The following is a 24104-nucleotide window of genomic DNA, read 5'->3' as shown; positions in this document are numbered from 1 at the left end:
CTCATCCTGCCGCGATCCGGCGCAGCAGCACGGCGGCCTGCGCCAGGGTCCGGCGCTCGTCGGGGGTCAGGTCCTTGAGCTGGTCGGCGAGCCACGCGTCGCGGCGGCGGCGGGTCTCCCGGACCTCGGCCTCCCCTGCGTCCGTCAGGCTCACGACGACCTGCCGCCCGTCCGTCGGGTGCTCGGACTTCGCGACGAACCCCAGCCCGACCAGGGCGTTCACGGTGCGGGTCATCGACGGCGGCTGCACGTGCTCGGCCTCGGCGAGTGCCCCGGGCGTCAGCGGGCCCTCGCGCAGCAGGATCGCGAGGACGTTGAACTGCGGGTCCGGCAGGTCGGCGGCGCCGCGCCGCGAGCGGATGCGCCGCGTGGACTTGCCGAGCGCGACGCGCAGCTCGCCCGCGAGCGTCGACGGCCGGCACTGCGCCGCGGGCACGCGCGGCTCCTCGGGGAGGTCGGCGGCAGGCATGTCGTTAGCCTAGCTCATTACCTTCGCTAACGACACCGCCGCCCCTCCGGCCGCCGCACCCGCGAGCCGGTCGGCTCGTCGAGAGTGCAGTCGTTGCGGGTCTCACCGCTCTGAACCCCGCAACGACTGCACTCTCGTGGGGCAGCACGGGCGGGAGGTCGAGCGGGCCGGGTAGGTCGAGCAGGCCGCACGGGTCAGAGCAGTCCGCACGGGTCGGTCAGCGGGGACGGGTCCTCCACAGGGCCAACCGGATGGCCCGGTCCCCAGGACGACCACCCGGGTGCAGCCCCTCGCGGGCCCGACGCGTCACCGTGGCTGCATGCCGCAACGCCCCGCTCCTGTGCCGTCAGGGCTCGGGGCGGCGTTCAGCGTCCGCGAGGGCCGGGCCGCGGGCATGACACCGGCGCAGCTCCGTCGTGAGTCCCTCCGGGCGCCGACCCGCGGCGTCCGCGCCACCGGACCGCCCCCGGAGACGGTCGACGTCCTGGCCCGGTGCCGCGAGGCCTTGCCGTGGCTACCGGCGGACGCGGTGTTCTGCGGCGTGACGGCGCTCGCGCTGCTGCACGTGGACCTGCCGCGAGGCGTCGACCCGGCGGGCGCTCTGCACGTCGAGGTCGGCCCGGGCACCACGCCGCCGCGTCGGCCGGGTGTCCGGGGCCATCGCCGTAGCGGGCCCGGGGTCCCCACGCGGTTGCTCGCGGGCGGCGTGCGGGTGATGCCACCCGAGGTGGTGTGGACCCGGATGGGCGGCGAGCTCGACGAGGAGGAGCTCGTCGTGCTCGGCGACGCGCTCACCCGCCGACGCGCCCCGCTGTCGTCCGTCGGCGGGCTCGAGGACGCCCTCGCGCTCCTGCCGCCGAGGGCCCGTGGCCGGCGACGGCTGCGCGCGGCGCTGTCGCAGGTCCGACCTCGCACGGACTCGCCGATGGAGACACGGCTGCGCCTCCTGGTCGTCAGGGGAGGCCTCCCCGAGCCGGTCGTCAACCTGCCGGTGCTGTCGGGCGCCGGGACGTTCGTCGCCCTGCCGGACCTCAGCTACCCGGCGTCGAAGGTCGCGATCGAGTACGACGGGGACGTGCACCGGACGGACCGCACGACCTGGCGGCGGGACATCGGCCGGCGCCAGGTGATGGAGGCGCTCGGCTGGCGGGTCGTCACGTGCACCGCGGACGACCTCCGACGGCCCGCCCGGGCACTCACCTGGATCCGCGCGGCCCTCACCCGGCCCGACGAGGTTGCAGCAGATGCGGGGTTCAGCGCGACGAACCCCGCAGCTGCTGCAATCTCGACGCGAGGCGCGGGCGGGCGGTGAGGGACAGGGACGGCTGACGGGCGCGGGTCAGGGGCGGCCGAGGGCGCGGTACGTCCACCCGGCGGCCCGCCAGCGGGCCGGGTCCAGCACGTTGCGGCCGTCGAGGATGCGGCGCTCCGCGACGAGGCCCGCGATCGAGTCCGGGTCGAGCGTGCGGTACTCCGCCCACTCCGTGGCCAGCAGCACGACGTCCGCGCCGGTCACGGCCTCCTCGACGGTCGGCGCGAACGCGAGCCCCGGCCAGGCGGCGCGGGCGTTGTCGACGGCCTGCGGGTCGGTGACCGTGACGTGCGCGCCCTGGAGCTGCATCTGCGCGGCGACGGACAGGGCCGGCGAGTCGCGGGTGTCGTCGGAGTCGGGCTTGAACGCGGCACCGAGCACGGCGATGCGGCGGCCGACGATGGACCCGTCGCACACCTCGCGGGCGAGGTCGACCATGCGGACCCGGCGGCGCATGTTGATGGCGTCGACCTCCCGCAGGAACGACAGCGCCTGGTCGACGCCGAGCTCGCCGGCGCGGGCCATGAACGCCCGGATGTCCTTGGGCAGGCAGCCGCCGCCGAAGCCGAGGCCCGCGTTGAGGAACCTGCGGCCGATGCGGGCGTCGTAGCCGATGGCGTCGGCGAGGCGGGTGACGTCGGCCCCGGTCGCCTCGCACAGCTCGGCCATGGCGTTGATGAACGAGATCTTGGTCGCGAGGAACGAGTTCGCGGCGACCTTCACGAGCTGCGCGGTGGCGTAGTCGGTGACCACCAGCGGGGTGTCGTCGGCGAGCGGCGTGGCGTAGACCTCGTCGAGCAGGACGCGGGCGCGCTCGCCCTCCGCGGTGGGGACGCCCGCGTCGTCCGTCGGGAGGCCGTAGACGAGACGGTCGGGGTGCAGCGTGTCCTGCACGGCGAAGCCCTCGCGCAGGAACTCGGGGTTCCACACGAGCGTCGCGCCCGTCCCGCTGAGCCGCTCGGCCAGGGCCTCGGCGGTGCCGACGGGGACGGTGGACTTGCCGACCACCAGGTCGCCGGGCTGCAGGTGCGGGAGCAGCGCCGCGAACGCGTCCTCGACGTAGCTGAGGTCGGCGCGGAACTCGCCGTGCTTCTGCGGGGTGCCGACGCAGAGGAAGTGGACCTGCGCCCCGGCGACCGCTGCCGTGTCCGTGGTGAACTCGAGCCGGCCGGTGCCCTGCGACTCGGTCAGCAGCTCGGGGAGGCCGGGCTCGTAGAACGGCGCCCTGCCGGCGGCGAGCATCTCGATCTTCGCGGGGACGACGTCGACCCCGACGACGGTGTGACCGAGCTTGGCCATGCTGGCCGCGTGCACGGCTCCCAGGTAGCCGCACCCGATGACCGACACGCGCATGACTGCTCCTTCGACCGACACGTGGGACGGCGTCGAACCTACCCTGCGGGGTGTTGCGCAGGCACACAGGACATTTCCGGCACGCCGGCCCCGCGAGTCTCACGGGGCCGGCGTCGACCGGTCGGGGACGTCGCGCCTAGAGGCCGAGCCAGCCCTTGATCGGGCCGATGAGGAAGTAGACGACGAACAGCACGCCGGCGACCCACATCAGCGGGTGCACCCGGCGGATCTTGCCCATCGCCAGCTTGATGACGATGAACGAGATGACGCCCGCGCCGATGCCGACGGTGATGGAGTAGCTGAACGGCATGAGCACGATGGTCAGGAACGCCGGGACGGCGACCTCGAAGTTCTTCCAGTCGATGCCCGACACCTGCATCACCATGAGGAAGCCGACGACGACGAGCGCCGGGGTGGCGGCCTCGAACGGCACCATGTCGACCAGCGGGGACAGGAACGTCGCCAGCAGGAACGCGACGCCGGTGGTCACGGACGCCAGGCCGGTGCGGGCACCGTCGCCGACGCCCGCGGCCGACTCCACATAGGACGTGTTGGACGACACCGAGGCGGCACCGCCGGCGGCCGCGGCGAGCGAGTCGACGACGAGGATCTGCTTCGTGCGCGGCGGGTTCCCCTGCTCGTCGAGGAGCCCGGCCTCGCCGCCGACGGCCACCATCGTGCCCATCGTGTCGAAGAAGTCCGCGATCATCACCGAGAACACCAGCAGGATGACGGCGACGAGGCCGATCTTCTCGATCGACCCGAACAGCGAGAACTGGCCGAGCAGCGAGAAGTCCGGGGTGGCCACGACGCTGTCGGGCAGCTGCGGCACGTTGAGCTCCCAGCCGCCCGGGTTGTCCGCGCTCTGCCCGCCGATGGACCCGACCGCCTCGACGACGATCGCGAGGACGGTGGCGCTGGCGATCGCGATGAGGATGGCGCCCTTGACCTTGCGCGCCATGAGGATGATCGCGAGGAACAGGCCGACGACGAACACGAGCAGCGGCCAGGAGCCGAGCGAGCCGGCGATGCCGAGCTCCACGGGCGTGGCCTGGCTGAGCGGGATGCGGACGAACCCGGAGTCCACCAGACCGATGAAGGCGATGAACAGGCCGATGCCGACGCTGATGGCCGTCTTGAGCTCCATGGGGACGGCCTTGAACACGGCCTCCCGGAACCCGGTGAGCACGAGCACCAGGATGATGAGGCCCTCGAGCACCACGATGCCCATCGCGTCGGCCCACGTCATGTCGGGCAGCGAGGCGATCGAGTAGGCGACCACCGCGTTGAGGCCGAGCCCCGCGGCGAGGGCGAGCGGGAAGTTCGCCACCACGCCCATGAGGATGGACATCACGCCGGCGACGAGGGCGGTCGTCGCGGCGATCATGCCGATGTTCGGCTCGGACCCGCCGCCGAGGAACGACCCGGAGCCGTCCTGCACGGTGCCGATGATCAGGGGGTTCAGCACGATGATGTAGCTCATCGTGAAGAAGGTGACGAGGCCGCCGCGGATCTCGGTCCCGATCGTCGAGCCGCGCTCGGAGATCTTGAAGAACCGGTCGATCGCGTTCCGCGGCTGGACGGGCGCAGACGCGGGCGCCCCCGTGGAGGTGGTGGACATGGGGCGAAGTGTGGCAGAACCGTGAAGGGCGCCGCGCCCCCGTCCGTGAACGTTCACCTCCCGGAAACACGACGCGCCCGGCGGCCCGCCCCGGGAGCCGTCAGAGCACGAGCACCGACGCGCAGCCCTTGCCGTAGCCGGACACCTCGACCTCGAGGTCGAGCCGCCGGACGTACGCGAGCACCCACTGCGCGACGTCGGCGGGCAGCGGGTCGCGCGGCGCGTAGACGGCGTCGAGCTTGAGGTGCGGGGCGTCGCCGACGTTGAACAGCGCGGCGGTGACGTTGAGGATCTCCCCGGCGTTCTCCGTGAGCGCCGCGGGGAGGGTCTCCTCCTCGACGGCGGCCTGCGCGGTGCGCGCCGGCACGAGGGCGATCGCCGCGCCGAGGTGGGCGGCGAGCGGCAGGTCGAACAGGACGAGCGCGGACAGCTTCATCAGCCTGTCGACGAAGACGCCCACGAGGGCACCGCCGTTCAGCACGGGGTCGACCATCGGGCCGCCCGTGGTGACCTCGATGTCCCTGCCGACGAGGCCCTCCCAGTGCTCGCGGACCTCCAGGGCGCTGGGCAGCGGCGTCCCGCTCATGCCAGCACCGGGTCGATCGCGTCGCGGAACGTGTCCGCGGTGAACGGCTTGGCGATGAGGAACAGGGCACCCGCCTCGTCGGCCAGCGTCCGCATCTCGTCCGACCCCTCCGAGGTGACGAAGCCGAACGGGGTCGAGAACCCCTCCGCCCGCAGCCGGCGCAGCAGGTCGATACCGGTGAGGTTCGGCATGTTCCAGTCCGAGAGCACGACGTCCGGCTCGTCGGCGCGGACCGCCTCGAGCGCCTCCTGGCCGTCGGACGCCTCGCGGACGTCCCAGTCGTAGCCGGCCTGGCGCAGCGTGCGGATCACGATCTGCCGCATGACGCGGCTGTCGTCGGCGATGAGCACGCGGATCATGCTCGTCACTTCCCTTCGGGTCGGGGCGCCGGGGCCGGGGCCGCGGCGGGTCGGGCGGTCGGCGCGGAGGTCACGGGAACAACCAGACCACGACGACGACGGGGCGGCCACGCCAGTCCAGGCGCAGCTCGTGGGTGAGCGAGGTGCCGGGGACGACCGGCAGCTCGGTGGCGACCTCCGGCAGGGTCAGCGTGCCCTGCGACGGCAGCAGCGCCTTGACGTTGCCGCCGACGACGTTCGCGACCTCACCGAACGCGTCGACGAGGTCCTCAGGACCGACCGGCTCGCCGGCAGCCATGCCGAGCAGCGCGCGCGTGAGCTCGTGCGCGGTCGGCACGTCGGTGGTGACGGCGGCCCGGCCGGCGAGCTCGCCACGCACGTCCACCCAGGCGACCAGCGGCTCGGCGGGCACCGGCACGTCGCCCTCCCAGGGGCGCAGGTAGCCGGGCTCGCCGTCGATCATGGCGGCGAACACCTCCTCGGCGATCGCGTACACCTGGTCGTGCTCCACGGCGGCGGTCATACGGGCTCCTCGGCAGGGACGAGCCCGAGCAGGTCGAGCTTGTCGCGGATGGCGTCGATGGTGAACGGCTTGATGAGGTACTCGTGGGCGCCCGCCGCGAGGGCCCGGACGATCTGCCCGTGCTCGCTCTCCGTCGTGACCATCATCAGCGTGATGTTCCGCCAGGCGGGCACGGCGCGGACGCGCGTGACGAAGGTCAGCCCGTCCATGACCGGCATGTTCCAGTCGATGCAGGCGAGGTCCACCTCCTCCCCGGACTCCAGCACGTCGAGCGCCTGCTGGCCGTCGCCGGCCTGGACCGTGGCGAAGCCGAGGTCCTCCAGGGCGCTCGCGACGATGCGGCGCATGGTCCGCGAGTCGTCGATGACGAGGGCTCTCATCGCGTCACTCCTTGTTCGGGTGCCGTGCCGGGGCGGCCGGCCGGGACGGTCGGGAAGGCGGGAGCTCCCACGCGCGGGCGCGCGGGCGGCAGCGGGGTGCTGGTGGGCCAGGCCGCGGCGGTCCGCGCCGGCGCGGGCGCGGCCGGGGCGAGGGCCGCGGCGGGTGCCGGACGCTGGCGCGGCACCAGGCCGGCGTGCACCGGCCGGTACACGGAGCCGCGTTCGACGGGCACGCGCTCCCAGTCCCCGTCGACACCGATCGTCGTCTCCGCGGCGCCGAGCACGAGGAACCCGCCCGGCTTGAGCACGCGGTGCACCCGGGACAGGATCGAGCGCTTCGTCCCGAGGTCGAAGTAGATGAGCACGTTGCGCAGGAACACGATGTCGAACGGCCCGGTGGGCGGCAGGTCCAGCAGGTTGTGCTTCTGGAACGTCACCGCCCGCCGGAGCGCGTCGGAGATCTGCCAGTCCGCGCCGGAGCGCTGGAAGTGCCGGACGAGCATGGGCGCGGGCAGGCCCCGGTTGACCTCGAGCTGGGAGTACCGGCCGGAGCGCGCCTGGGCGAGTACCTGGTCGGACAGGTCGGTGGCGGTGATCTCGACGCGGACGCCGGGGCCGAGCACGTCCGCGAGGGTCATCGCGATCGAGTACGGCTCCTGACCGGTCGAGCAGGCGGCCGACCAGACACGCACGGAGTCCAGCACGGGGCGCTCGGCGCGGAGCGTCGGCACGACGTGGGTGCGCAGCGCGGAGAACGGTGTGGCGTCCCGGAACCAGGACGTCTCGTTGGTGGTGAGCGCTTCCACGATCTGCGCGAGGTCGGACTCGCGGCGGCCCGCGCGGACCTCCCGGACGTAGGCGTCGACGCCGGCGTGGCCGCCCTCGCGGGCGAGCGGCAGCAGCCGGCTCTCCACGAGGTACTCCTTGCCTGCCTCGAGCTGGATGGCGCTGCGACGGCGCACGACGTCCGCGACGAAGGCGAACGTCTCCTGGGTCAGGCTCATGGCCGACCTCCGATCGGTGCGGTCGGCCGGCTGCCCGCACGGGCGAGCACGGCTTCGAGGGCGGGGGCTACCTCCCCGAGGGGCAGGACGCGGTGGGCGAGGCCGGCGGCGGCGACGGCCCCCGGCATGCCCCAGACGACGCTCGTGGCCTCGTCCTGGACCAGCACGGTGCCGCCGGCGGCGACGACGTCCTCGCAACCGGTGCGGCCGTCGGCGCCCATGCCGGTGAGCACGACCGCGAGGAGCTGGCCACCGAGCTCGCGGACCGCGGAGCGGAACAGGACGTCGACCGCGGGGCGGCAGAAGTTCACGGGCGGGCCGTCGGTGAGCACGGTGCGCAGGGCACCGGCGGAGCGGCTCACCTCCAGGTGGTGGTCGCCGGCCGCGACGTAGACGGTGCCCGCCCGCAGCGCCTCGCCGTCGGTGGCCTCCACGACCGTCGCCGGGCCGAGCCGGTCGAGACGGGCCGCGAGCTGGCGGGTGAACACCGGGGGCATGTGCTGCACGACGAGCACCGGCACCGGTGGCGGGGCGGACAGCGCGCCCAGCACGCGGGACAGCGCCTCCGGGCCGCCGGTGGACGACCCGAGGACGACGGCGGACACCGGGTGCGGCGTGGGCGCGGGCCGCAGGACGACGGGGCGCCGCGCGGACGCGGCCCCAGGGTCACGTCACGCCCGACGTCGTCCTCAGCGAGCGGCCCGCCGAAGCCGAGGACCGGGCGGGAGCTCAGCCACCCGAGCGACCACGCCGGCCGCCGCCCGGGAGCCCCCGCCGCGGCACGAGCGCCTTGATCTTGGGGATCAGCTCGCTCGCGACCCGGTCCAGCGACTCCTGGACGCTGCCGACGTTCGCCGGCTTCGTCACGTAGTCCGTGGCGCCCGCGACGAGCGCGTCCAGGGTGGCCGACGCGCCGCGCTCCGTGAGCGTCGAGAACATGATGATCGGCATGGTCTGCCGGCCCCGGCGCAGGGCGCGGACCGCCTCGATGCCGTTCATCTCCGGCATCTCGATGTCCATCGTCACGAGGTCCGGCCCGAGCTGCTCCACCTTGGCCAGCGCGATGCGGCCGTTGGACGCGAAGCCCACCACCTCGATGTCGGGGTCGCGCGAGAGCGAGTCCGTCACCAGCCGGCGGACGACGACCGAGTCGTCGACCACCAGCACGCGGATCCTGGTCATGGGCTCCCCTGGGACGGAACGGACCGGCCGCACCGGCCGGTTCGTGGTTCTGATCGGTCGGTGCGGCCGGTTCCTGAGCGGCGCCGCGTGGCGGAGCGGGGCGTCAGTAGGTGAAACGTGCGACCCGGTCGTGCAGGTCGGCGGACAGCGTCGCGAGGTCGGCCACGTGGGTCGAGACCTCGCCCAGCACGCCCGCCGACCGGGACGCCGCGCCCGCGACCCCGGTGATGTTGCTCGCGATCTCCCCCGAGCCCGTGGCGGCCTCCGCCACCGACCGGGACATCTCGTTGGTCGTGGCCGTCTGCTCCTCCACGGCGGAGGCGATCGTGAGCTGGTAGTCGTTGATCGACGCGATGATCTGCGCGATCTCCCCGATCGCCACGACGGCGGCACCCGTGTCGTTCTGGATGGCCTCGACGCGGCGCGCGATGTCGTCGGTGGCGCGCGCCGTCTCCTGCGCGAGCTCCTTGACCTCGCCGGCGACGACGGCGAAGCCCTTGCCGGCCTCCCCGGCACGCGCGGCCTCGATCGTCGCGTTCAACGCCAGCAGGTTCGTCTGCTCCGCGATGGAGGTGATGACCTTCACCACGTTCCCGATCTCCTGGCTGGAGGCACCCAGGCGGGCGACCTGCTCGTTGGTCGCGGCGGCCACGTCGGTGGCCTGCCCGGCGACCTTGGCGGCCTCCGAGGCGTTCTGGGCGATCTCGCGGATCGACGCCCCCATCTGCTCGGCGCCGGCCGCGACGGCCTGCACGTTGCGGGAGACCTCCTCGGCGGCGGCCGCCACGACCCCCGCCTGCGCGGACGTCTCCTGGGATCCCTCGACCACGGTGCCGTTGGAGGCCGCGAGGGTCGCGGCGGTCCGCTCCACGGAACGGGCCGCGGTGACGACACCGGACAGCGTCGTGCGCAACGACTCCTGGGCCTGCGCGAGCGCTGCGGCCATCCGTCCCGTCTCGTCCCGCCAGGGCACGTCGGCCTGCACCGTCAGGTCCCCGTCGGCCATCGCCTCGAGCGAGCCCTGGACGCTGCGCACCGCGGTGGTGATGCGCCGGATCACGAGCACGGCGAGCACGCCGGACAGCGCCGCACCGACGACGAACGCCACGACGAGCGCGAGGATCGTCCGGTTCACCTCGGCACGGCTCGCCGCGAGGATGTCGTCGACCTGCGCGTCGACCTGACCCTGCGCGAGCGCCAGGGCCCGACCGGCCCAGTCGGGGTCGGCGGACGCGTCCGCGGCCAGCGCCGTGCGCAGGCCGGCGAGGTCCCCGTCCTCGACGAGCGGCAGCAGGGTGGCGTCGCGGTACGCGACCCAGGCGTCCCAGCGGTCGACGAAGTCCCTCCACTGCCGGGTCCCCGACTGCGGGAACGCGGAGATCGCGTCGATCTGCGAGGCGACGTCCCGGTCGGTCCACGCGGAGGACTCCAGGAGCTGCGCCCGCACGGAGTCGTCCGTGGCCTCGGCGGCGCGGTGCACCAGCAGGTGGCTGCGGGTCTGCGCGGCACGCAGCTCCGACATCGCCGACTGCAGGTCGCCCGTCAGGCCGGACATCTGCTCCAGGTGCTGCCCGGCGCGGAACAGCGCGATCGCCCCGACCCCGCCGACGACGGCGAACGTGCCCCCGAGCACCAGCAGGGAGACGGCGATCTTCAGGGCCACCGGGCGGTCCCAGAACCAGGACGCCCGGCGCCGGGGCGCGTGCTGCGCGGCGGTGCGGTCGGTGGCCATCAGCCCAGCTCCTCGGCGGTGTAGTAGCGGCCGGCCACGAGGACCTGGCGGTAGTTCTGCTCGGTGACGACCTGCGGCGTCAGCAGGAAGGACGGGACGACCTTCACGCCGTTGTCGTAGGACCGGGAGTCGTTGGTCTCCGGCTCCGCGCCGTCCAGCAGCGCCCGGACCATCGACACGGCCACCTCGGCGAGCTGGCGGGTGTCCTTGTAGACCGTCGCGTACTGCTCGCCGGCGGCGATGGACTTGGCGGAGGCGAGCTCGGCGTCCTGGCCGGTCACGACGGGCAGCGGCTGGTCGGCCGTGCCGTAGCCGATGGTCTTCACGGCGTCGAGCACCGCGATCGAGATGCCGTCGTACGGCGAGAGCACCCCGTCCAGCCGGCGGTCGGCGTACAGCGGCAGCAGCGTGTCCATCCGGGCGGTCGCGTTCTTCGGGTCCCACTTGTCGGTGGCGACCTCCTCGAAGCCGGTCTCCCCGGAGGGCACCGTCAGCACACCGGAGTCGAGGTACGGCTGCAGGACGCCCATCGCGCCGTCGAAGAACACCGTCGCGTTGTTGTCGTCCGTCGAGCCGGCGAACAGCTCGACGGCGAACGGGCCGGTGACGTCCGTGCGGTCACCCGCCTCGTCGAGCAGGCCGAGCCCCTGCAGGAGGGTGGTGGCCTGCTGCACGCCGACGCGCGCGTTGTCGAACGTCGCGTAGTAGTCGACGTCGCCGGACTCCCGGATCAGCCGGTCGTAGGCGATCACCGGGATGTCCGCCGCGGCAGCCTCCCCCAGCACGTCCTTGAGCGCCACGCCGTCGATGGACCCGATCACGAGCGCGTCCGCGCCCGCCGCGATCATGTCCTCGAGCTGGGCGACCTGCGTGGGCACGTCGTTCTCGGCGTACTCCAGGTCGACGTCGTACCCCAGCGCGAGCAGCTGGTCCTGCACGTTCTCGCCGTCCGCGATCCAGCGCTCCGACGTCGTCGTCGGCATTGCGACGCCGACCAGCGGCCGGTCCCCGTCGTCCTCCGCACCGGTCGCCGACGCGCACCCGGCGAGCACCCCGGCCACGGCGACCGCGGTGGCGGCGGCGGCCGGACGGCGCTTCCCCTGCCTCATGTGGACTCCCTCGTCTGTGCGGCGCGACACTGCCCGTCGTCGCCGTGCCGTCTGGATCGGATGCGGTGCCCAGGATGTGAGCGCTCCCGCGGTCACGTGGCCCAACCGGAGCAGTCCTGCGGGTGAACGCCCGGCATTCAGTAGGAGAACTGCGACACCCGGCCGCGCAGGTCCTCCGAGAGCCGCGCGAGCTCCGCGACCGCCCCGCCCATCTGGCCGAGCGTCTGCGACGACGTCGCCGCGGCCGACGCCACCCCGGTGATGTTGGTGGCGATCTCCCCGGAACCCGTCGCGGCCTCGGCCACCGACCGGGACATCTCCGTGGTCGTGGCGGTCTGCTCCTCCACGGCGCTGGCGATGGTGAGCTGGTAGTCGTTGATGCTCGCGATGATCTGCGAGATCTCGCCGATCGCGGTCACGGCCGACCCCGTGTCCGCCTGGATCGCCTCGACGCGCCGGGCGATGTCCTCGGTCGCCTTGGCCGTCTCCTGGGCCAGCTCCTTCACCTCGCCCGCGACGACGGCGAAGCCCTTGCCGGCCTCCCCGGCGCGCGCGGCCTCGATCGTGGCGTTCAGCGCCAGCAGGTTCGTCTGCTCCGCGATCGAGGTGATGACCTTCACCACGTTGCCGATCTCCTGCGAGGACGACCCCAGCCGGGCGACCTGCTCGTTCGTGACGGTCGCCGCCTCCGTGGCCTGCCCGGCGACCTTCGCCGCCTGCGACGCGTTCTGCGCGATCTCCCGGATGCTCGCGCCCATCTGCTCCGCGCCCGCCGCGACGGTCTGCACGTTGCGCGACACCTGCTCCGCCGCAGCCGCCACCACACCCGCCTGCGCCGACGTCTCGTCGGAACCGGCCACGACCTGGTTCGACGCCGCCGACAGCTCCTCCGCCGCCGCCGCGACCGTCTGCGCCGTCTCCGCGACGCCCGCCACCAGCGCCCGCAGGCTCCGCTGGGTGCGCTCCAGGTCCACCGCGAGCCGGCCGAGCTCGTCACCACCCGTCACGCCCGGGGGCACGGTGAGGTCGCCGTCGCCGGCGGCCGCCAGGCTGCGGGACACCCCGCGGAGCCGGCGCACGATGCCGCGAGCGACCGCCACCGCGATGGCGGCCGCCGCCAGCGCGCCGAGGACGGCGACGAGCACGGTCGCGAGGGCGGAGCGGCCCGCGAGCGTGTCGGTCTCGGCCGCCAGCGCCTCCGCCTGCTCGCCCTGGGCCGCGGTCTCGACCTGCAGCGCGTCCATGACCGCGGTGGTCAGCGGCCGGATGGTCTCGTCGAAGTACGCCGCGAACCCGGCGTCGTCGCCCGCGTCGGCCAGCGGGAACAGCGTGTCCTCCGCAGCCGCGTAGTACGCATCCAGCGCCGCGACGATCGCGTCCACCTGGGCCCCGTCGACGGCGCCCGCCCGGTACTCGTCGATCTGGGCGTCCAGGTCCTGCTGGCGCTCCGTCAGCTCCTGCACCAGCGTCGCGCGGGTCTCGTCGTCCGCGATGCCGTACTGGATCACCCGGGCGCGGTCGCCCTGGTAGGACCGCTGGATCTCGGTGAGCTGCTGGAGCGGGACGACGTTGCCCGCGTACATCTCGGCCGCGTCCGCCCGCAGGGTACGCAGCGAGGCGACGGCGACGGCCGTGACGACGGCGGTCATGGCCGCCATCACGGCGACGGCCGTCATGATCTTCACGAGGACGGGCCGGTCGGCCCAGAGCCGGCGGGTGGAGGCATCGTGCTGCGCGCTCATCGTGGTCGGTTCGCCCTTCCGGTACGGAGTCGGTCCTCCCTCCCATCGGCGGGGCACGGCCGGTCCGAAGCGCTTTCCGCCGCCCGGTGAGCGGGCGGTGACCCGCCCCGGGGGGCACGACGAGCGCTCCGGGGCGGGGCACGACGAGCGCCCCGGGGCGCCGGCTCCCCGGGGCGCTCGCGCCGCCGTGGCTAGAGCCGGAAGCCGCCGACCTGGGCGCGCAGGTCCTCCGACATCCGGGCGAGCTCGGCGATGGCCCCGCCCATCTGGTTGAGGGTCTGGCTGGCCTCGGAGGCCGCGGAGGCGACGCCGGTGATGTTCGTGGCGATCTCCCCCGAACCCGTCGCGGCCTCGGCCACCGACCGGGACATCTCGTTCGTGGTCGCCGTCTGCTCCTCCACCGCCGACGCGATCGTCAGCTGGTAGTCGTTGATCGACGCGATGATCTGCGAGATCTCCCCGATCGCCGCCACCGCACCCGAGGTGTCGCCCTGGATCGCCTCCACCCGCCGCGCGATGTCCTCCGTCGCCTTCGCCGTCTCCTGCGCCAGCTCCTTGACCTCACCCGCCACGACCGCGAAGCCCTTACCGGCCTCCCCCGCGCGCGCCGCCTCGATCGTCGCGTTCAGCGCCAGCAGGTTCGTCTGCTCCGCGATCGACGTGATCACCTTCACCACGTTCCCGATCTCCTGGCTCGAGACCCCGAGCCGCGACACCTGCTCGTTGGTGCTCGCCGCGACCTCGGTCGCCTGCCCGGCGACCTTCGCCGCCTGCGAGGAGTTCTGCGCGATCTCCCGGATCGAAGCCCCCATCTGCTCCGCGCCCGCCGCGACGGTCTGCACGTTGCGCGACACCTGCTCGGCCGCAGCCGCCACCACACCCGCCTGCGCCGACGTCTCGTCCGAACCGGCCACGACCTGGTTCGACGCCGCCGACAGCTCCTCCGCCGCCGCCGCGACCGTCTGCGCCGTCTCGACCACGCCGGAGATCGCGCCGCGCAGGTTGCCCTGCGCCCGGGTCAGCGCCCGGGCCATCCGGCCGAGCTCGTCGTCGGAGTCGACCTGGGGCGTCACCGTCAGGTCGCCGTCCGCGAGCGCCTCGACCGCGCGCTGCACCTCGGTCACCTGGCGCCGGATCATCCCGGCGATCACCAGGCCGACCACGGCGACCAGAGCCACGCCGAGGACGAGCACCACGACGAGCACGACGGTGCTCGACCACGCCTCGGCCTGCGCCTCGTCCGCGACGCCCTGCAGGTGGGCGCGGACGGCCTTCTCGGCCGTCTCCAGGCCCGCGATCATGCCGTCGAGCGCGGTCTGGGCCTCGCCCGCGGTGACCCGGCCGAACGTGACCTGGTCGTTGTTCAGGGCGGCGGGCACCAGCTGCTCGTCCCGGATCTGCGTCCACGCGACCCAGCCGGCCGTGAAGTCGTCCCACCCCTCGACGGTGTTCTCGCCGATGCCCGCCTCGAACGCGTCCGCGGCGGCCTGCAGGTCGGCGTCCGTCGCGGCGATCGCGTCGAGCGCGGCCTGCCGCTGCTCCTGCGTGTCCGTCTGGCTGGCGCCCGCCTGCGCGACGAGCATCCGCGCCTTGAGCTCCTCCTGGTGCACCATGGCGAGCGGGGTGGCGACGTCCGCGTTGACCTCCTGGACGCTCGCGGTGCTCGCCGCGAGGTCGTCCAGCCGCAGCACGGCGAAGGTGCCCGTGGCCGCGACCATCACGACCACCAGCGCCAGCAGCTGGAGGATCTTGGTGCGCACGCCGCGGTTCGCGAACCAGGCGGTGCCGCGGCGGGTGCCGCGAGGACGGGGCCCCGACGCCGGCGCCTGGCCGTGGCCGCGCTGGGTGGGCACCCGGTCGACCGTCGGCACCCGCGCGGGCGTCGACACCGTCGTCGTGGTGACGCTCATGGTGGGTCCTTCCTGTCCGTCCCCTGCTGCCCCACCGATCGTCCGCACGCGCCACCGGCTGAGCCCGGCAGCGGGTGATTGCCGCACGACGACGCGCCGCGCCGCCCCACCCCGGGGCCGCGCGGCGCGTCGTCGGTGCGGTCAGTAGGTGAAGCGGGACACCCGGCCGCGCAGGTCCTCCGAGAGCCGCGCGAGCTCCGCGACCGCCCCGCCCATCTGGCCGAGCGTCTGCGAGGACGTCGCCGCCGCGGACGCGACGCCGGTGATGTTCGACGCGATCTCCCCCGAACCCGTCGCGGCCTCGGCCACCGACCGGGACATCTCCGTGGTGGTCGCCGTCTGCTCCTCGACCGCCGAGGCGATCGTGAGCTGGTAGTCGTTGATGCTCGCGATGATCTCCGAGATCTCGCCGATCGCGGTCACGGCCGACCCGGTGTCCGTCTGGATCGCCTCGACGCGGCGCACGATGTCCTCGGTGGCCTTCGCCGTCTCCTGGGCCAGCTCCTTCACCTCACCGGCGACCACCGCGAAGCCCTTGCCGGCCTCACCGGCTCGGGCCGCCTCGATCGTCGCGTTCAGCGCCAGCAGGTTCGTCTGCTCCGCGATCGACGTGATCGCCTTCACCACGTTGCCGATCTCCTGGCTCGAGACGCCGAGCCGCGACACCTGCTCGTTGGTCGCCTGCGCGACGCCCGTGGCCTGCGCCGCGACCTTCGCCGCCTGCGACGCGTTCTGCGCGATCTCCCGGATGCTGGCGCCCATCTGCTCGGCACCCGCCGCCACCGTCTGCACGTTGCGCGACACCTGCTCCGCCGCAGCCGCCACCACACCCGCCTGCGCCGACGTCTCGTCCGAGCCCGCGACCACCTGCGTCGAGGCCGCCGACAGCTCCTCGGCCGCAGCGGCGACCGTGTGCGCGGTCTCCGCCACGCCCGACACGACGCCGCGCAGGCTCTCCTGGGCCGTGCCGAGCGACCGCGCCATCGCGCCGAGCTCGTCCACGCTGCGCACGTCCGCCCCGACCGTCAGGTCACCCTCCGCCATCGCCTCGAGCGCCTGCTGCACCTCCCGGGCGTCCCGCGACAACCGGCGGGCCACCCGCAGGCCGATCACCAGCACCACCGCGAGGCCGACGACCACCACGCCCACCACGATCACCAGGGTGCGCGACACGGTCGCCGCGGAGTCCTCCGCGCTGGCGTCCGCCACGGCAGCGACGGCGGCGTTCTCCTGGACGATCGCCTCGGCCGCGATCGTGGTCTGCGGCAGGATCTTCTCCCGGTACAGGGCCGCCGCACCGGTGACGTCGCCCGAGTCGGCCAGCGGGAACAGCTCCTCCTCGGCGAGCCGGACCATCTCGGACCAGCCGGAGTCGAAGTCCGCCCACGCCTGCGCGTCCACCGCGAGCTCGTCGTACGCGGCCTGCTGCTCGGTGATGCTCGCCTCGTACTCGTCGAGCTGCGAGCGCAGGGCGTCGCGCACGTCGTCCGCGGCCGCCGGGTACTCGACCATCCGCGCGCGACCCGCCTGCAGGGCGCGCTGCAGGTCGCTCACCCGGCCGAGCTGCGCGACGCGGGCCGCGGACGACTCCACGTCGGTCCGGAGCTCGCCCAGGCTCACCGCCGCGGACAGCACGACGAGCACGGCCACGAGGCCCGCCGCGGCGAGCAGACCGAGCACCTTCGCGGCGATCGAGGACCTCAGCCCCCGCCGGGGACGAGCGGCGACGGCGGACGACTGGGACATGCTGATCTCCTCGCAGGACGGACCGGGGTTCGTGACGCCTCATCGGCCACGCGGCCGTCCGTGTGATCGCCCAGGCGGGTGACGCGGGTCGCCAACAGGGGGAACAGCGCGCGGGGCGCCCCTCCCGGCGGACCGGGTGGGGCGCCCCGCGACGTGGGCGTGAGGGGTCAGGCCGCGGTGGCCTGGTCGACGTCGAGCACCAGCAGCAGCCGGCCGTCGAGCTTGTGCGCCCCGAGGATGAGCGGCCGCAGCGCGGCGTCGAGCGTCTCCGGCGGCGCCTCGAACGTCTCCGGACCGACCTCCATCACGTCGCCGATCTCGTCGACCAGCAGGCTCACCGGCTCACCGGCCACCTGCACGACCACCATCATCGGCTCGGCGTCCTCGTCCAGCGGCTCCAGGCCCAGGCGCGGACGCAGGTCGACGGTCAGCACGACCTGCCCGCGCAGGTTCACCAGCCCCGCGACCCCCGGCGGCGCGAGCGGCACGCGGGTGCGCACGTGCGACCGCAGCGCCTCCTGCACCCGGGTGACGTCGACGCCGTAGAGGCTGCCGCCCAGGGAGAACGTGACGTACTGGCTCATCGCAGGGCTCCCACCAGCTCGGTCCCGGCGGCCTGCGTCGGGACGTCGTCGAACGTGGAGCGGTGCTCGGTCCGCTCGTCGTAGAACGCCGCGTCGGCGGCGAGGATCGCACGGCGCACGTCCAGCAGCTCGGTCACGCGGTCGCCGAGCACCGTCGAGCCGACCAGGCCGGCGTCCTCGATGTCGGAGTGCCGCGCGGAGTCGTCGTCGACGATGTCGACGATCTCCCGGACGACCAGGCCGACGCTGCGGCCCGCCCGGCTGTAGACCACCAGCAGCAGCTCGGAGCTGTCCTCCTCGCCGTACGCGCCGAGGATCCGATCCAGGCGCGCGAGCGGCAGGATCGTGCCGCGGTACTGCACGACCTCCCGGCCGCCGACGTACTCGACCTGCTCGGCCTGCACGTGCTCGAGGCGGGCCACGGACGCGAGCGGCATCGCGACCTGCCGGCCACCGCCGATCCCGACGACCAGCACCTGCTGCACCTCGTGGGCCAGGGCCGCGGTGCTGCTGGTGTGCGCGTCGCGCGCGGCGACGTCCAGCTCCCCGGCCAGCGCCCGGCGGGCGATCGCCTGCACGTCGAGGATCAGGGCCACGTGCCCGTCACCCAGCACCGTGGCGCCGGCGTACGCGCCGATCGCCTTGAGGCGGGCCGACAGCGGCTTGACCACGATCTCCTCGGTGTTCAGCACCCGGTCGACCAGCAGCCCGAACCGCTGGTGGTCGGACTGCACGACCGCGATGACCGCGTTGTCCGGGCGCTCCCCGCCGGCCTCCAGCACGGAGGACAGCGACACCAGCGGCAGCAGCTCCCCGCGCAGCCGGTACACCGGCGCCTCGTGGATGTGCTCGATGCCGGACTCCGAGCGCTGCGAGTCCAGGGCCACGAGCTCCAGCAGGTTCACCTGCGGGATCGCGTACAGGTCCCCGGAGCACTCCACCGTCAGCGCCGGCATGATCGCCAGCGTCAGCGGGATGCGCAGCCGCCACGTCGTGCCGCGGCCGACGACGGACTCCACGTCCACCGCCCCGCCGATCGACTCGATCTTGGTCCGCACGACGTCCATGCCGACGCCGCGGCCGGAGACGTTCGAGACGACCTCCGCCGTCGAGAACCCCGGCAGGAACAGCAGCTGCAGCAGGTCCGCCGCGCTCATGGCGGCGACCTGGTCCGCGGTGCGCAGACCCTTCTGGACCGCCTTCGCGCCGATCTTGTCCGGGTCGATGCCGCGGCCGTCGTCCGCGACCTCCACGACGACCTGACCGCTCGCGTGGTACGCACGCAGCGCCAGGACGCCCTTGGTGGGCTTGCCGGCGGCCGCACGGTCCGCGGCCGACTCGATGCCGTGGTCCACGGCGTTGCGCACCAGGTGCGTCAGCGGGTCCTTCACGGCCTCCAGCAGGCTGCGGTCCAGCTCGGTGTCGCCACCGGAGAGCTCCAGCTGCACCTCGCGGTGGCACGCCGCAGCGACGTCGCGCACCATCCGCGGCATCTTCGACCACAGGTGCTCGATGGGCTGCATGCGGGTCTTCATGACCCCCTCCTGCAGCTCGCCGGCGATGAGGTTCAGGCGCTGCGCGGAGCGGGCCAGGTCGACGTCGTCCGTCCCGGTGGCCAGGCGGCTGATCTGGTTGCGGGCCAGCACGAGCTCGCCGACCTGGCGCATGAGGGCGTCGAGCAGGTCGACGTCCACGCGGATCGACGCGTCGGCGGCACCCCCGCGGAGGGTGCCGACCTCCTCGGCGGCCGGGGCCGCAGCAGCGGCGGGGGCTGCGGGCGACGCGGGCGACGCGGTCGCGGCGGCCGGGGGCTCGCCGATGGCGCGTGCCGCGATCGCGGGGGCGGGCTGCGCGACGGGCGCGGGCTGCGCGACGGGCGCGGACTCCGCCGCAGCGGGTGCCGCGGCGGCGGGCAGGGGCTGCACGGGCTCCGCCGCCGCTGCCGGCTCGGCCGACCCGGCGGCGGGTGCCGGCTCGGGTGCGGACGGGGCAGGCGGGGATGCCGACGCAGCGGGTGCCGGCGCGGGGGCCTCGGCGTCGCGTGCGGGCGCCGAGGCGGCGGACGGGTCGGCCGCCTGGATGGCGTCGATCGCCGCGATCACCGCGTCGATCTCCACCGCGCCCTCTCCGCCCTCGGCCTCGATCGCGCGCAGGATCTCGCGGATCGTGTCGACGAGCCGCAGCAGCACGTCCGTCGTCGCCTGGTCCATTGAGCGGCGGCCGTCGCGCAGCTCCACGAGCAGGTTCTCACCGGCGTGCGCCACACGCTCCAGGTGGGAGAACGCGAGGAACCCGCTGGTCCCCTTGATCGTGTGGATCGTCCGGAAGACGCTCGCGATGAGCGACCGGGATCCCGGTTCGCTCTCGAGCGCGACCAGGTCCTGGTCGAGCTGGTCGAGGTTCTCGTGGCTCTCGACCAGGAACTCGCGGACGATGTCGTCCATGTCCTCCACTGCAGCCTCCTCGCGGGTGCACCGTCTGACGTGAGGATCGGCGGCGAGCACCGCTGCGTGAGGCATTCGGCCCGCGCGACCACCCGCCAACGGGGTGAACTCGCCCCCACCCGCCTCGCCGCGGCCCGCCGAGAGTCCACGACACGCCCGGGATCCGGGCCCAGCGCCGGCGTGTCCTGGCGTCTCGATGCAGGCGGCCGGGCGCGGGTCAGCGGGGGCGGGGGCCGCCCTCCGGGTCCTCCGGGGTGGGCGGGATGAGGCCGCGGAGCGACTCGACGGCGTCGTCGCCGGCGTCGGTCGCGGCGACGTTGGCGGCGGTGACGGCCTCGAGGACCTCCGCGCGGTGCACGGACACGGAGCGCGGGGCGTCGATGCCCAGGCGGACTCCGTCGCTGCGCACCTCGATCACGGTCACGACGATGTCGTCCCCGATCACGAGTCGCTCCCCGACCCGCCTGCTCAGCACCAGCATGGCGCCGACCCTACCCGCCGCACGCAAGCGGCCGGCACCCGCGCGCGGGGCACGTCCACGACGACCGCACGGCGGTCTCGGCGACGCCCGCCCCGCGCGCGCCGGCCCACCGACCACCCCCGCCGCGCCTCCGCGCCGGCATCCACGCGGCGGCCCCGTCGGCCTCGACCCCGGCCGGGCGCGGACGTCGAGGTCAGCCCCAGGCCGTCCCCTCGGGCAGGTGCTCCGCGAGGGCGGCCGCCCACGCGACGCGCGATGCCGGGACCCCGTCGATCCACGCCACCGGGACGCCGAGCCCCAGCACGGTGCCGGGCTCGCTCGTGTCGAACAGCCCGCCGACCGCGAGCGCGTCGAGAGGCCGCCGCCCGCCGACGGCCGCGATCCAGCGCGCGCAGTCGCGGCGCTTGCTGCGCGCGTCGACGACGCCCCACGCCTGGTCGGGCGCGAGGGCCGCGAGCAGCTCCGCCGCCGCCTCCTCGCGCGCGCGTCCCGGGCGGACGCCGAGCGCGACGACGGTCACGCCGGCGGCGTCGTGGTGCTCGGCCCGCCAGCGCTGCGCGGCGGTCACGGTCGTCAGCCGGCGTCCGCCGCCGACGGGCTCGGCGTCGCCGGCCGCGACCACGGTCGTCCCACCGGTGCGCAGGGCGAGCAGGTCCGCGACGCGGGTGGCGTCCGCAGGGGGCCCCGCCACGACCACCACGGTCCCGGGGGCACGCGGGAGCGGCGGGGCGGACGGCACCGCGGCGAGCAGGCTGGACAGCCCGACAGGACCGTCGCCGTCGAGCAACTCGGCCGGGACGCCGAGCTCGGCGAGCACCGTGCGAGACACGCCGGACGCCGCGGGAGCCGCCGCGTCCGCCGCGGCCCCGACCCCGCCCGACCCGGCCCCGGTCGACGCTCCCCCGGTCGACGCTCCCCCGGACGGCTCCGCCCGCGACGGCGCGGCCGACGCGACCGCCCCCGTCGGCCCCGCCGGTGCGCTCTGGGACGGGCCAGGCACGCCCAGCGGTTCGAACGTCCGCTCGGCGGCGGGCACCGGCTCGGGGGCGACCTCCAGGTGGTGCTCCGGCGGCAGGCCCGTCATGGCCCGCATCTGCTCGAGCACGGAGGCGAACGCCTGCTCACCGGTCGAGACGCGCGGCGTCCGCTGCTCGGGCAGCGCGGAGGTCGCCGCGGGCGGCGGGACCAGCGTGCCGTCCGGCGCGGCGTCCCCCGCGTCCGCGGCCGCGAGCAGCGCGTCGATGCCCCCGGCGGCCACCACCTGGCCGGCCCCGCGGCGCCGCGGCAGCCCGGCGGTGGGCGCGGGCGCAGCGTCGGGCACGTCGATCGTCAGCTCGTACCGCTCGCGCGCGAAGAACCCCGCGATGCCGCCGCTGCGCACCCGTTCGGCACGGACGATGCGCGCGGTGGGGCCGAACTCCTCCCGCACGTGCACCATCAGCTCGGCGAGGTCGGCGCCCTCAAGCAGCAATCGCGTGGGCACCGCTCACCACCCCGACGGTCTCGATGCGCACCCCGCCGCCGGTGACCTCGGCGTAGGACAGCACCGGGAGCCGCTCCAGGCCCAGCACGACCACCTTGCGCAGGGCGGGCCGCAGCGCGGGCGCGCAGACCAGCACCACGGACCGGCCGGTCGCCTCCGCGTCCGCGACGGCGACGCGCAGCCGCTCGAGCATGGCCTCCAGCCGGTTCGGGTCGGTGACCACCTGCGTGCCGCTGTCCGAGGGCCGCAGGGACTCGACGAGCGACTGCTCGAACACCGGGTCGAGCGTGAGCACGCGGAGCACGCCGTCCTGCACGTGCTGCGCGCACAGCGCCGGGCCGAGCGCACCGCGGGCGGCCTCGACGAGCCCCTCGGGGTCCGTGCTGACCTTCGCGCGCAGCGTCAGCGCCTCGTAGATCCGGCCGAGGTCGCGGATCGGCACCTCCTCCGCGAGCAGCCCCTGGAGCACGCGCTGCACCTCGCCGAGCGACAGCAGCCCGGGCACGAGCTCCTCGACCACGGACGGGTTGACCTGCTTGACGCCCTCGGTGAGCACGCGGACGTCCTCGCGCCCCAGCAGGCGCGGGGCGTTCGCGGTGATGATCGCGCCGAGGTGCGTGATGAGCACGGACACCCGGTCGACGACGGTGGCCCCCGCCATCTCGGCGGCGTGCCGCAGCTCGGCGGCCACCCACTTGCCCGGCAGCCCGAACACGGGCTCGACGACGGCCTGCCCGGGCAGGGCGGCCAGGTCGTCCCCGAGCGCCAGGATGCGCCCGGGCGGGACCTCGCCCCGGCCGACCTCCACGCCGGCGATCCGCACGACGTAGGTGGACCGCGGCAGGTCGACGGAGTCGCGCGTGCGGACCGGCGGCACGACGATGCCGAGCTCCATCGCGATCTTGCGGCGCAGGCCCCGGACGCGCTGCAGCAGGTCCTGGTCCGGGCCGTTGCCGACCATGTCGACCAGGTCGGGCGCCAGCAGGATCTCCAGGGTGTGCACGCGCATCTGCTCGATGAGCGCCTCGGGGGTGTCGTTGCTGGTGGGTGCGGCGGTCGCGGTGGAGGCGGCGGCCAGCTCAGCGGCAGCGGCCTCCCGGGCCTGCGTGGCCTTGACGCGCTGCCCGACCACCAGCAGGCCGGCGCCGACCAGGACGAACGGCAGCTTCGGCATGCCGGGCAGCAGGGCGAGCGCGAGGGCGCCGGAGCCGGCGATCATCAGCGCGGTGCGGGACTGCAGCAGCTGCTTGGACGCCGCGGTGCCCATGTCGCCCTCGGCGGTGGCGCGGGTCACGACGATGCCGGTCGACACCGACAGCAGCAGGGCGGGGATCTGGGTGACGAGGCCGTCGCCGATGGTCAGCAGGCTGAACCGCTCGAGCGCCTCCGGCATGGACAGGCCCATCTGGACCATGCCGATGACGAACCCGCCGATGAGGTTGATGAGCGTGATGATGATGCCGGCGATGGCGTCGCCCTTGACGAACTTCGAGCCGCCGTCCATCGCGCCGTAGAAGTCCGCCTCGGCCGCCACGTCGGCGCGGCGCTTGCGGGCCGTGTCCTCGTCGATGAGGCCGGAGTTGAGGTCCGCGTCGATCGCCATCTGCTTGCCCGGCATCGCGTCGAGGGTGAACCGCGCCCCGACCTCCGCGACGCGCCCGGCACCGTTCGTGATGACGACGAACTGGATGACCACGAGGATCAGGAAGATCACGAGCCCGATGACCAGCGAGCCGCCGACCACGAAGTGCCCGAACGCGTCGATGACGGCGCCCGCGTAGCCGTCGCGCAGCACCAGGCGGGTGGACGCGACGTTGAGCCCCAGCCGGAACAGCGTGAACACGAGGATCAGCGACGGGAAGACGCTGAAGTCCAGCGGCCGCTGCACGTACATGCTGGTGAGCAGGATGACGAGCGACGCCGTGATGTTGACGGCGATCAGCACGTCGAGCATCGCCGCGGGCAGCGGCACGACGAGCAGCAGGACGATGCCGACGACGCCGACCGGGACGGCGAGCTGCGAGATCTGCCGGTTCTTCATCACAGGTCCTCGGAGGTGTCGGGTCGGTCGGCGGGGCGGACGC

At 74.2% G+C, this 24104-nt stretch carries 21 protein-coding genes; 1 reads left to right on the top strand and 20 read right to left on the bottom strand.

Annotated elements, in window-relative coordinates:
* Position 1: 1 nt before the first annotated feature.
* Positions 2-469 (bottom strand): MarR family winged helix-turn-helix transcriptional regulator, encoded by a 468-nt coding sequence (locus K5O09_RS02940; RefSeq protein ID WP_222171376.1) that lies wholly within the window; start codon positions 467-469, stop codon positions 2-4.
* A gap of 319 nt (positions 470-788) precedes the next feature.
* Between K5O09_RS02940 and K5O09_RS02935 the strand changes: the two genes are divergently transcribed.
* Positions 789-1781, top strand: coding sequence for an endonuclease domain-containing protein (locus tag K5O09_RS02935; protein ID WP_222171375.1), 993 nt, complete (start codon positions 789-791; stop codon positions 1779-1781).
* Positions 1782-1808: 27 nt separating this feature from the next.
* On the opposite strand, the gene K5O09_RS02930 is transcribed toward K5O09_RS02935, so the two are convergent.
* The 19 genes from K5O09_RS02930 to flhA all read right to left on the bottom strand — a co-directional run bounded on the left by K5O09_RS02930 (position 1809) and on the right by flhA (position 24061).
* The gene (locus tag K5O09_RS02930; RefSeq protein ID WP_222171374.1) at positions 1809-3134 is read right to left on the bottom strand and encodes a UDP-glucose/GDP-mannose dehydrogenase family protein; all 1326 of its coding nucleotides are present in this window, start codon (positions 3132-3134) and stop codon (positions 1809-1811) included.
* Positions 3135-3270: 136 nt separating this feature from the next.
* A complete protein-coding gene (locus tag K5O09_RS02925) occupies positions 3271-4755 on the bottom strand; it encodes an NCS2 family permease (RefSeq protein WP_222171373.1) in 1485 nt (494 codons plus the stop codon).
* Between the two features lie 100 nt (positions 4756-4855).
* Positions 4856-5341: a hypothetical protein gene (locus tag K5O09_RS02920; protein ID WP_222171372.1), complete on the bottom strand. Its 486-nt coding sequence runs from the start codon at positions 5339-5341 to the stop codon at positions 4856-4858.
* On the bottom strand, positions 5338-5700 hold the full coding sequence (locus K5O09_RS02915) for a response regulator (RefSeq protein ID WP_222171371.1): 363 nt from the start codon (positions 5698-5700) through the stop codon (positions 5338-5340). Before K5O09_RS02915 ends, K5O09_RS02920 begins: the two co-directional genes overlap by 4 nt.
* Positions 5701-5770: 70 nt before the next feature.
* Complete coding sequence (locus K5O09_RS02910; protein WP_222171370.1) at positions 5771-6223, bottom strand: chemotaxis protein CheX; 453 nt, start codon at positions 6221-6223, stop codon at positions 5771-5773.
* Entirely contained in the window at positions 6220-6603 is a 384-nt protein-coding gene (locus K5O09_RS02905; protein WP_222171369.1) for a response regulator, read from the bottom strand. Before K5O09_RS02905 ends, K5O09_RS02910 begins: the two co-directional genes overlap by 4 nt.
* The gene (locus tag K5O09_RS02900) at positions 6600-7607 is read right to left on the bottom strand and encodes a protein-glutamate O-methyltransferase CheR (protein WP_222171368.1); all 1008 of its coding nucleotides are present in this window, start codon (positions 7605-7607) and stop codon (positions 6600-6602) included. The genes K5O09_RS02905 and K5O09_RS02900 overlap by 4 nt, the downstream gene beginning before the upstream one ends.
* A complete protein-coding gene (locus K5O09_RS19070; RefSeq protein WP_255596026.1) occupies positions 7604-8212 on the bottom strand; it encodes a CheB methylesterase domain-containing protein in 609 nt (202 codons plus the stop codon). The genes K5O09_RS02900 and K5O09_RS19070 overlap by 4 nt, the downstream gene beginning before the upstream one ends.
* 124 nt (positions 8213-8336) lie before the next feature.
* The gene (locus tag K5O09_RS19065) at positions 8337-8789 is read right to left on the bottom strand and encodes a response regulator (RefSeq protein ID WP_255596025.1); all 453 of its coding nucleotides are present in this window, start codon (positions 8787-8789) and stop codon (positions 8337-8339) included.
* Positions 8790-8892: 103 nt separating this feature from the next.
* On the bottom strand, positions 8893-10521 hold the full coding sequence (locus K5O09_RS02890) for a methyl-accepting chemotaxis protein (RefSeq protein WP_222171367.1): 1629 nt from the start codon (positions 10519-10521) through the stop codon (positions 8893-8895).
* The gene (gene chvE / locus K5O09_RS02885) at positions 10521-11630 is read right to left on the bottom strand and encodes a multiple monosaccharide ABC transporter substrate-binding protein (protein WP_222171366.1); all 1110 of its coding nucleotides are present in this window, start codon (positions 11628-11630) and stop codon (positions 10521-10523) included. Before chvE ends, K5O09_RS02890 begins: the two co-directional genes overlap by 1 nt.
* 137 nt (positions 11631-11767) lie before the next feature.
* On the bottom strand, positions 11768-13372 hold the full coding sequence (locus K5O09_RS02880; RefSeq protein ID WP_222171365.1) for a methyl-accepting chemotaxis protein: 1605 nt from the start codon (positions 13370-13372) through the stop codon (positions 11768-11770).
* 191 nt (positions 13373-13563) lie between these two features.
* Complete coding sequence (locus K5O09_RS02875; protein WP_255596024.1) at positions 13564-15282, bottom strand: methyl-accepting chemotaxis protein; 1719 nt, start codon at positions 15280-15282, stop codon at positions 13564-13566.
* 141 nt (positions 15283-15423) lie between these two features.
* Entirely contained in the window at positions 15424-17028 is a 1605-nt protein-coding gene (locus K5O09_RS02870) for a methyl-accepting chemotaxis protein (protein ID WP_222171364.1), read from the bottom strand.
* A 167-nt stretch (positions 17029-17195) separates the two neighbouring features.
* Positions 17196-17612 (bottom strand): chemotaxis protein CheW, encoded by a 417-nt coding sequence (locus K5O09_RS02865; RefSeq protein WP_222171363.1) that lies wholly within the window; start codon positions 17610-17612, stop codon positions 17196-17198.
* Complete coding sequence (locus K5O09_RS02860; protein WP_255596022.1) at positions 17609-20056, bottom strand: chemotaxis protein CheA; 2448 nt, start codon at positions 20054-20056, stop codon at positions 17609-17611. Before K5O09_RS02860 ends, K5O09_RS02865 begins: the two co-directional genes overlap by 4 nt.
* A 217-nt stretch (positions 20057-20273) precedes the next feature.
* Positions 20274-20537, bottom strand: coding sequence for a carbon storage regulator CsrA (gene csrA, locus K5O09_RS02855; RefSeq protein WP_222171361.1), 264 nt, complete (start codon positions 20535-20537; stop codon positions 20274-20276).
* A gap of 193 nt (positions 20538-20730) precedes the next feature.
* The gene (locus tag K5O09_RS02850) at positions 20731-22020 is read right to left on the bottom strand and encodes a hypothetical protein (protein WP_222171360.1); all 1290 of its coding nucleotides are present in this window, start codon (positions 22018-22020) and stop codon (positions 20731-20733) included.
* Complete coding sequence (gene flhA, locus K5O09_RS02845; RefSeq protein WP_222171359.1) at positions 21998-24061, bottom strand: flagellar biosynthesis protein FlhA; 2064 nt, start codon at positions 24059-24061, stop codon at positions 21998-22000. Before flhA ends, K5O09_RS02850 begins: the two co-directional genes overlap by 23 nt.
* Positions 24062-24104 lie beyond the last annotated feature (43 nt).

Source organism: Cellulomonas sp. C5510 (genome assembly GCF_019797765.1).
Taxonomy (GTDB): Bacteria; Actinomycetota; Actinomycetes; order Actinomycetales; family Cellulomonadaceae; genus Cellulomonas.
Note: the sequence above shows the minus strand (reverse complement) of the source record. Positions and strands in the feature narration are given on the sequence as shown.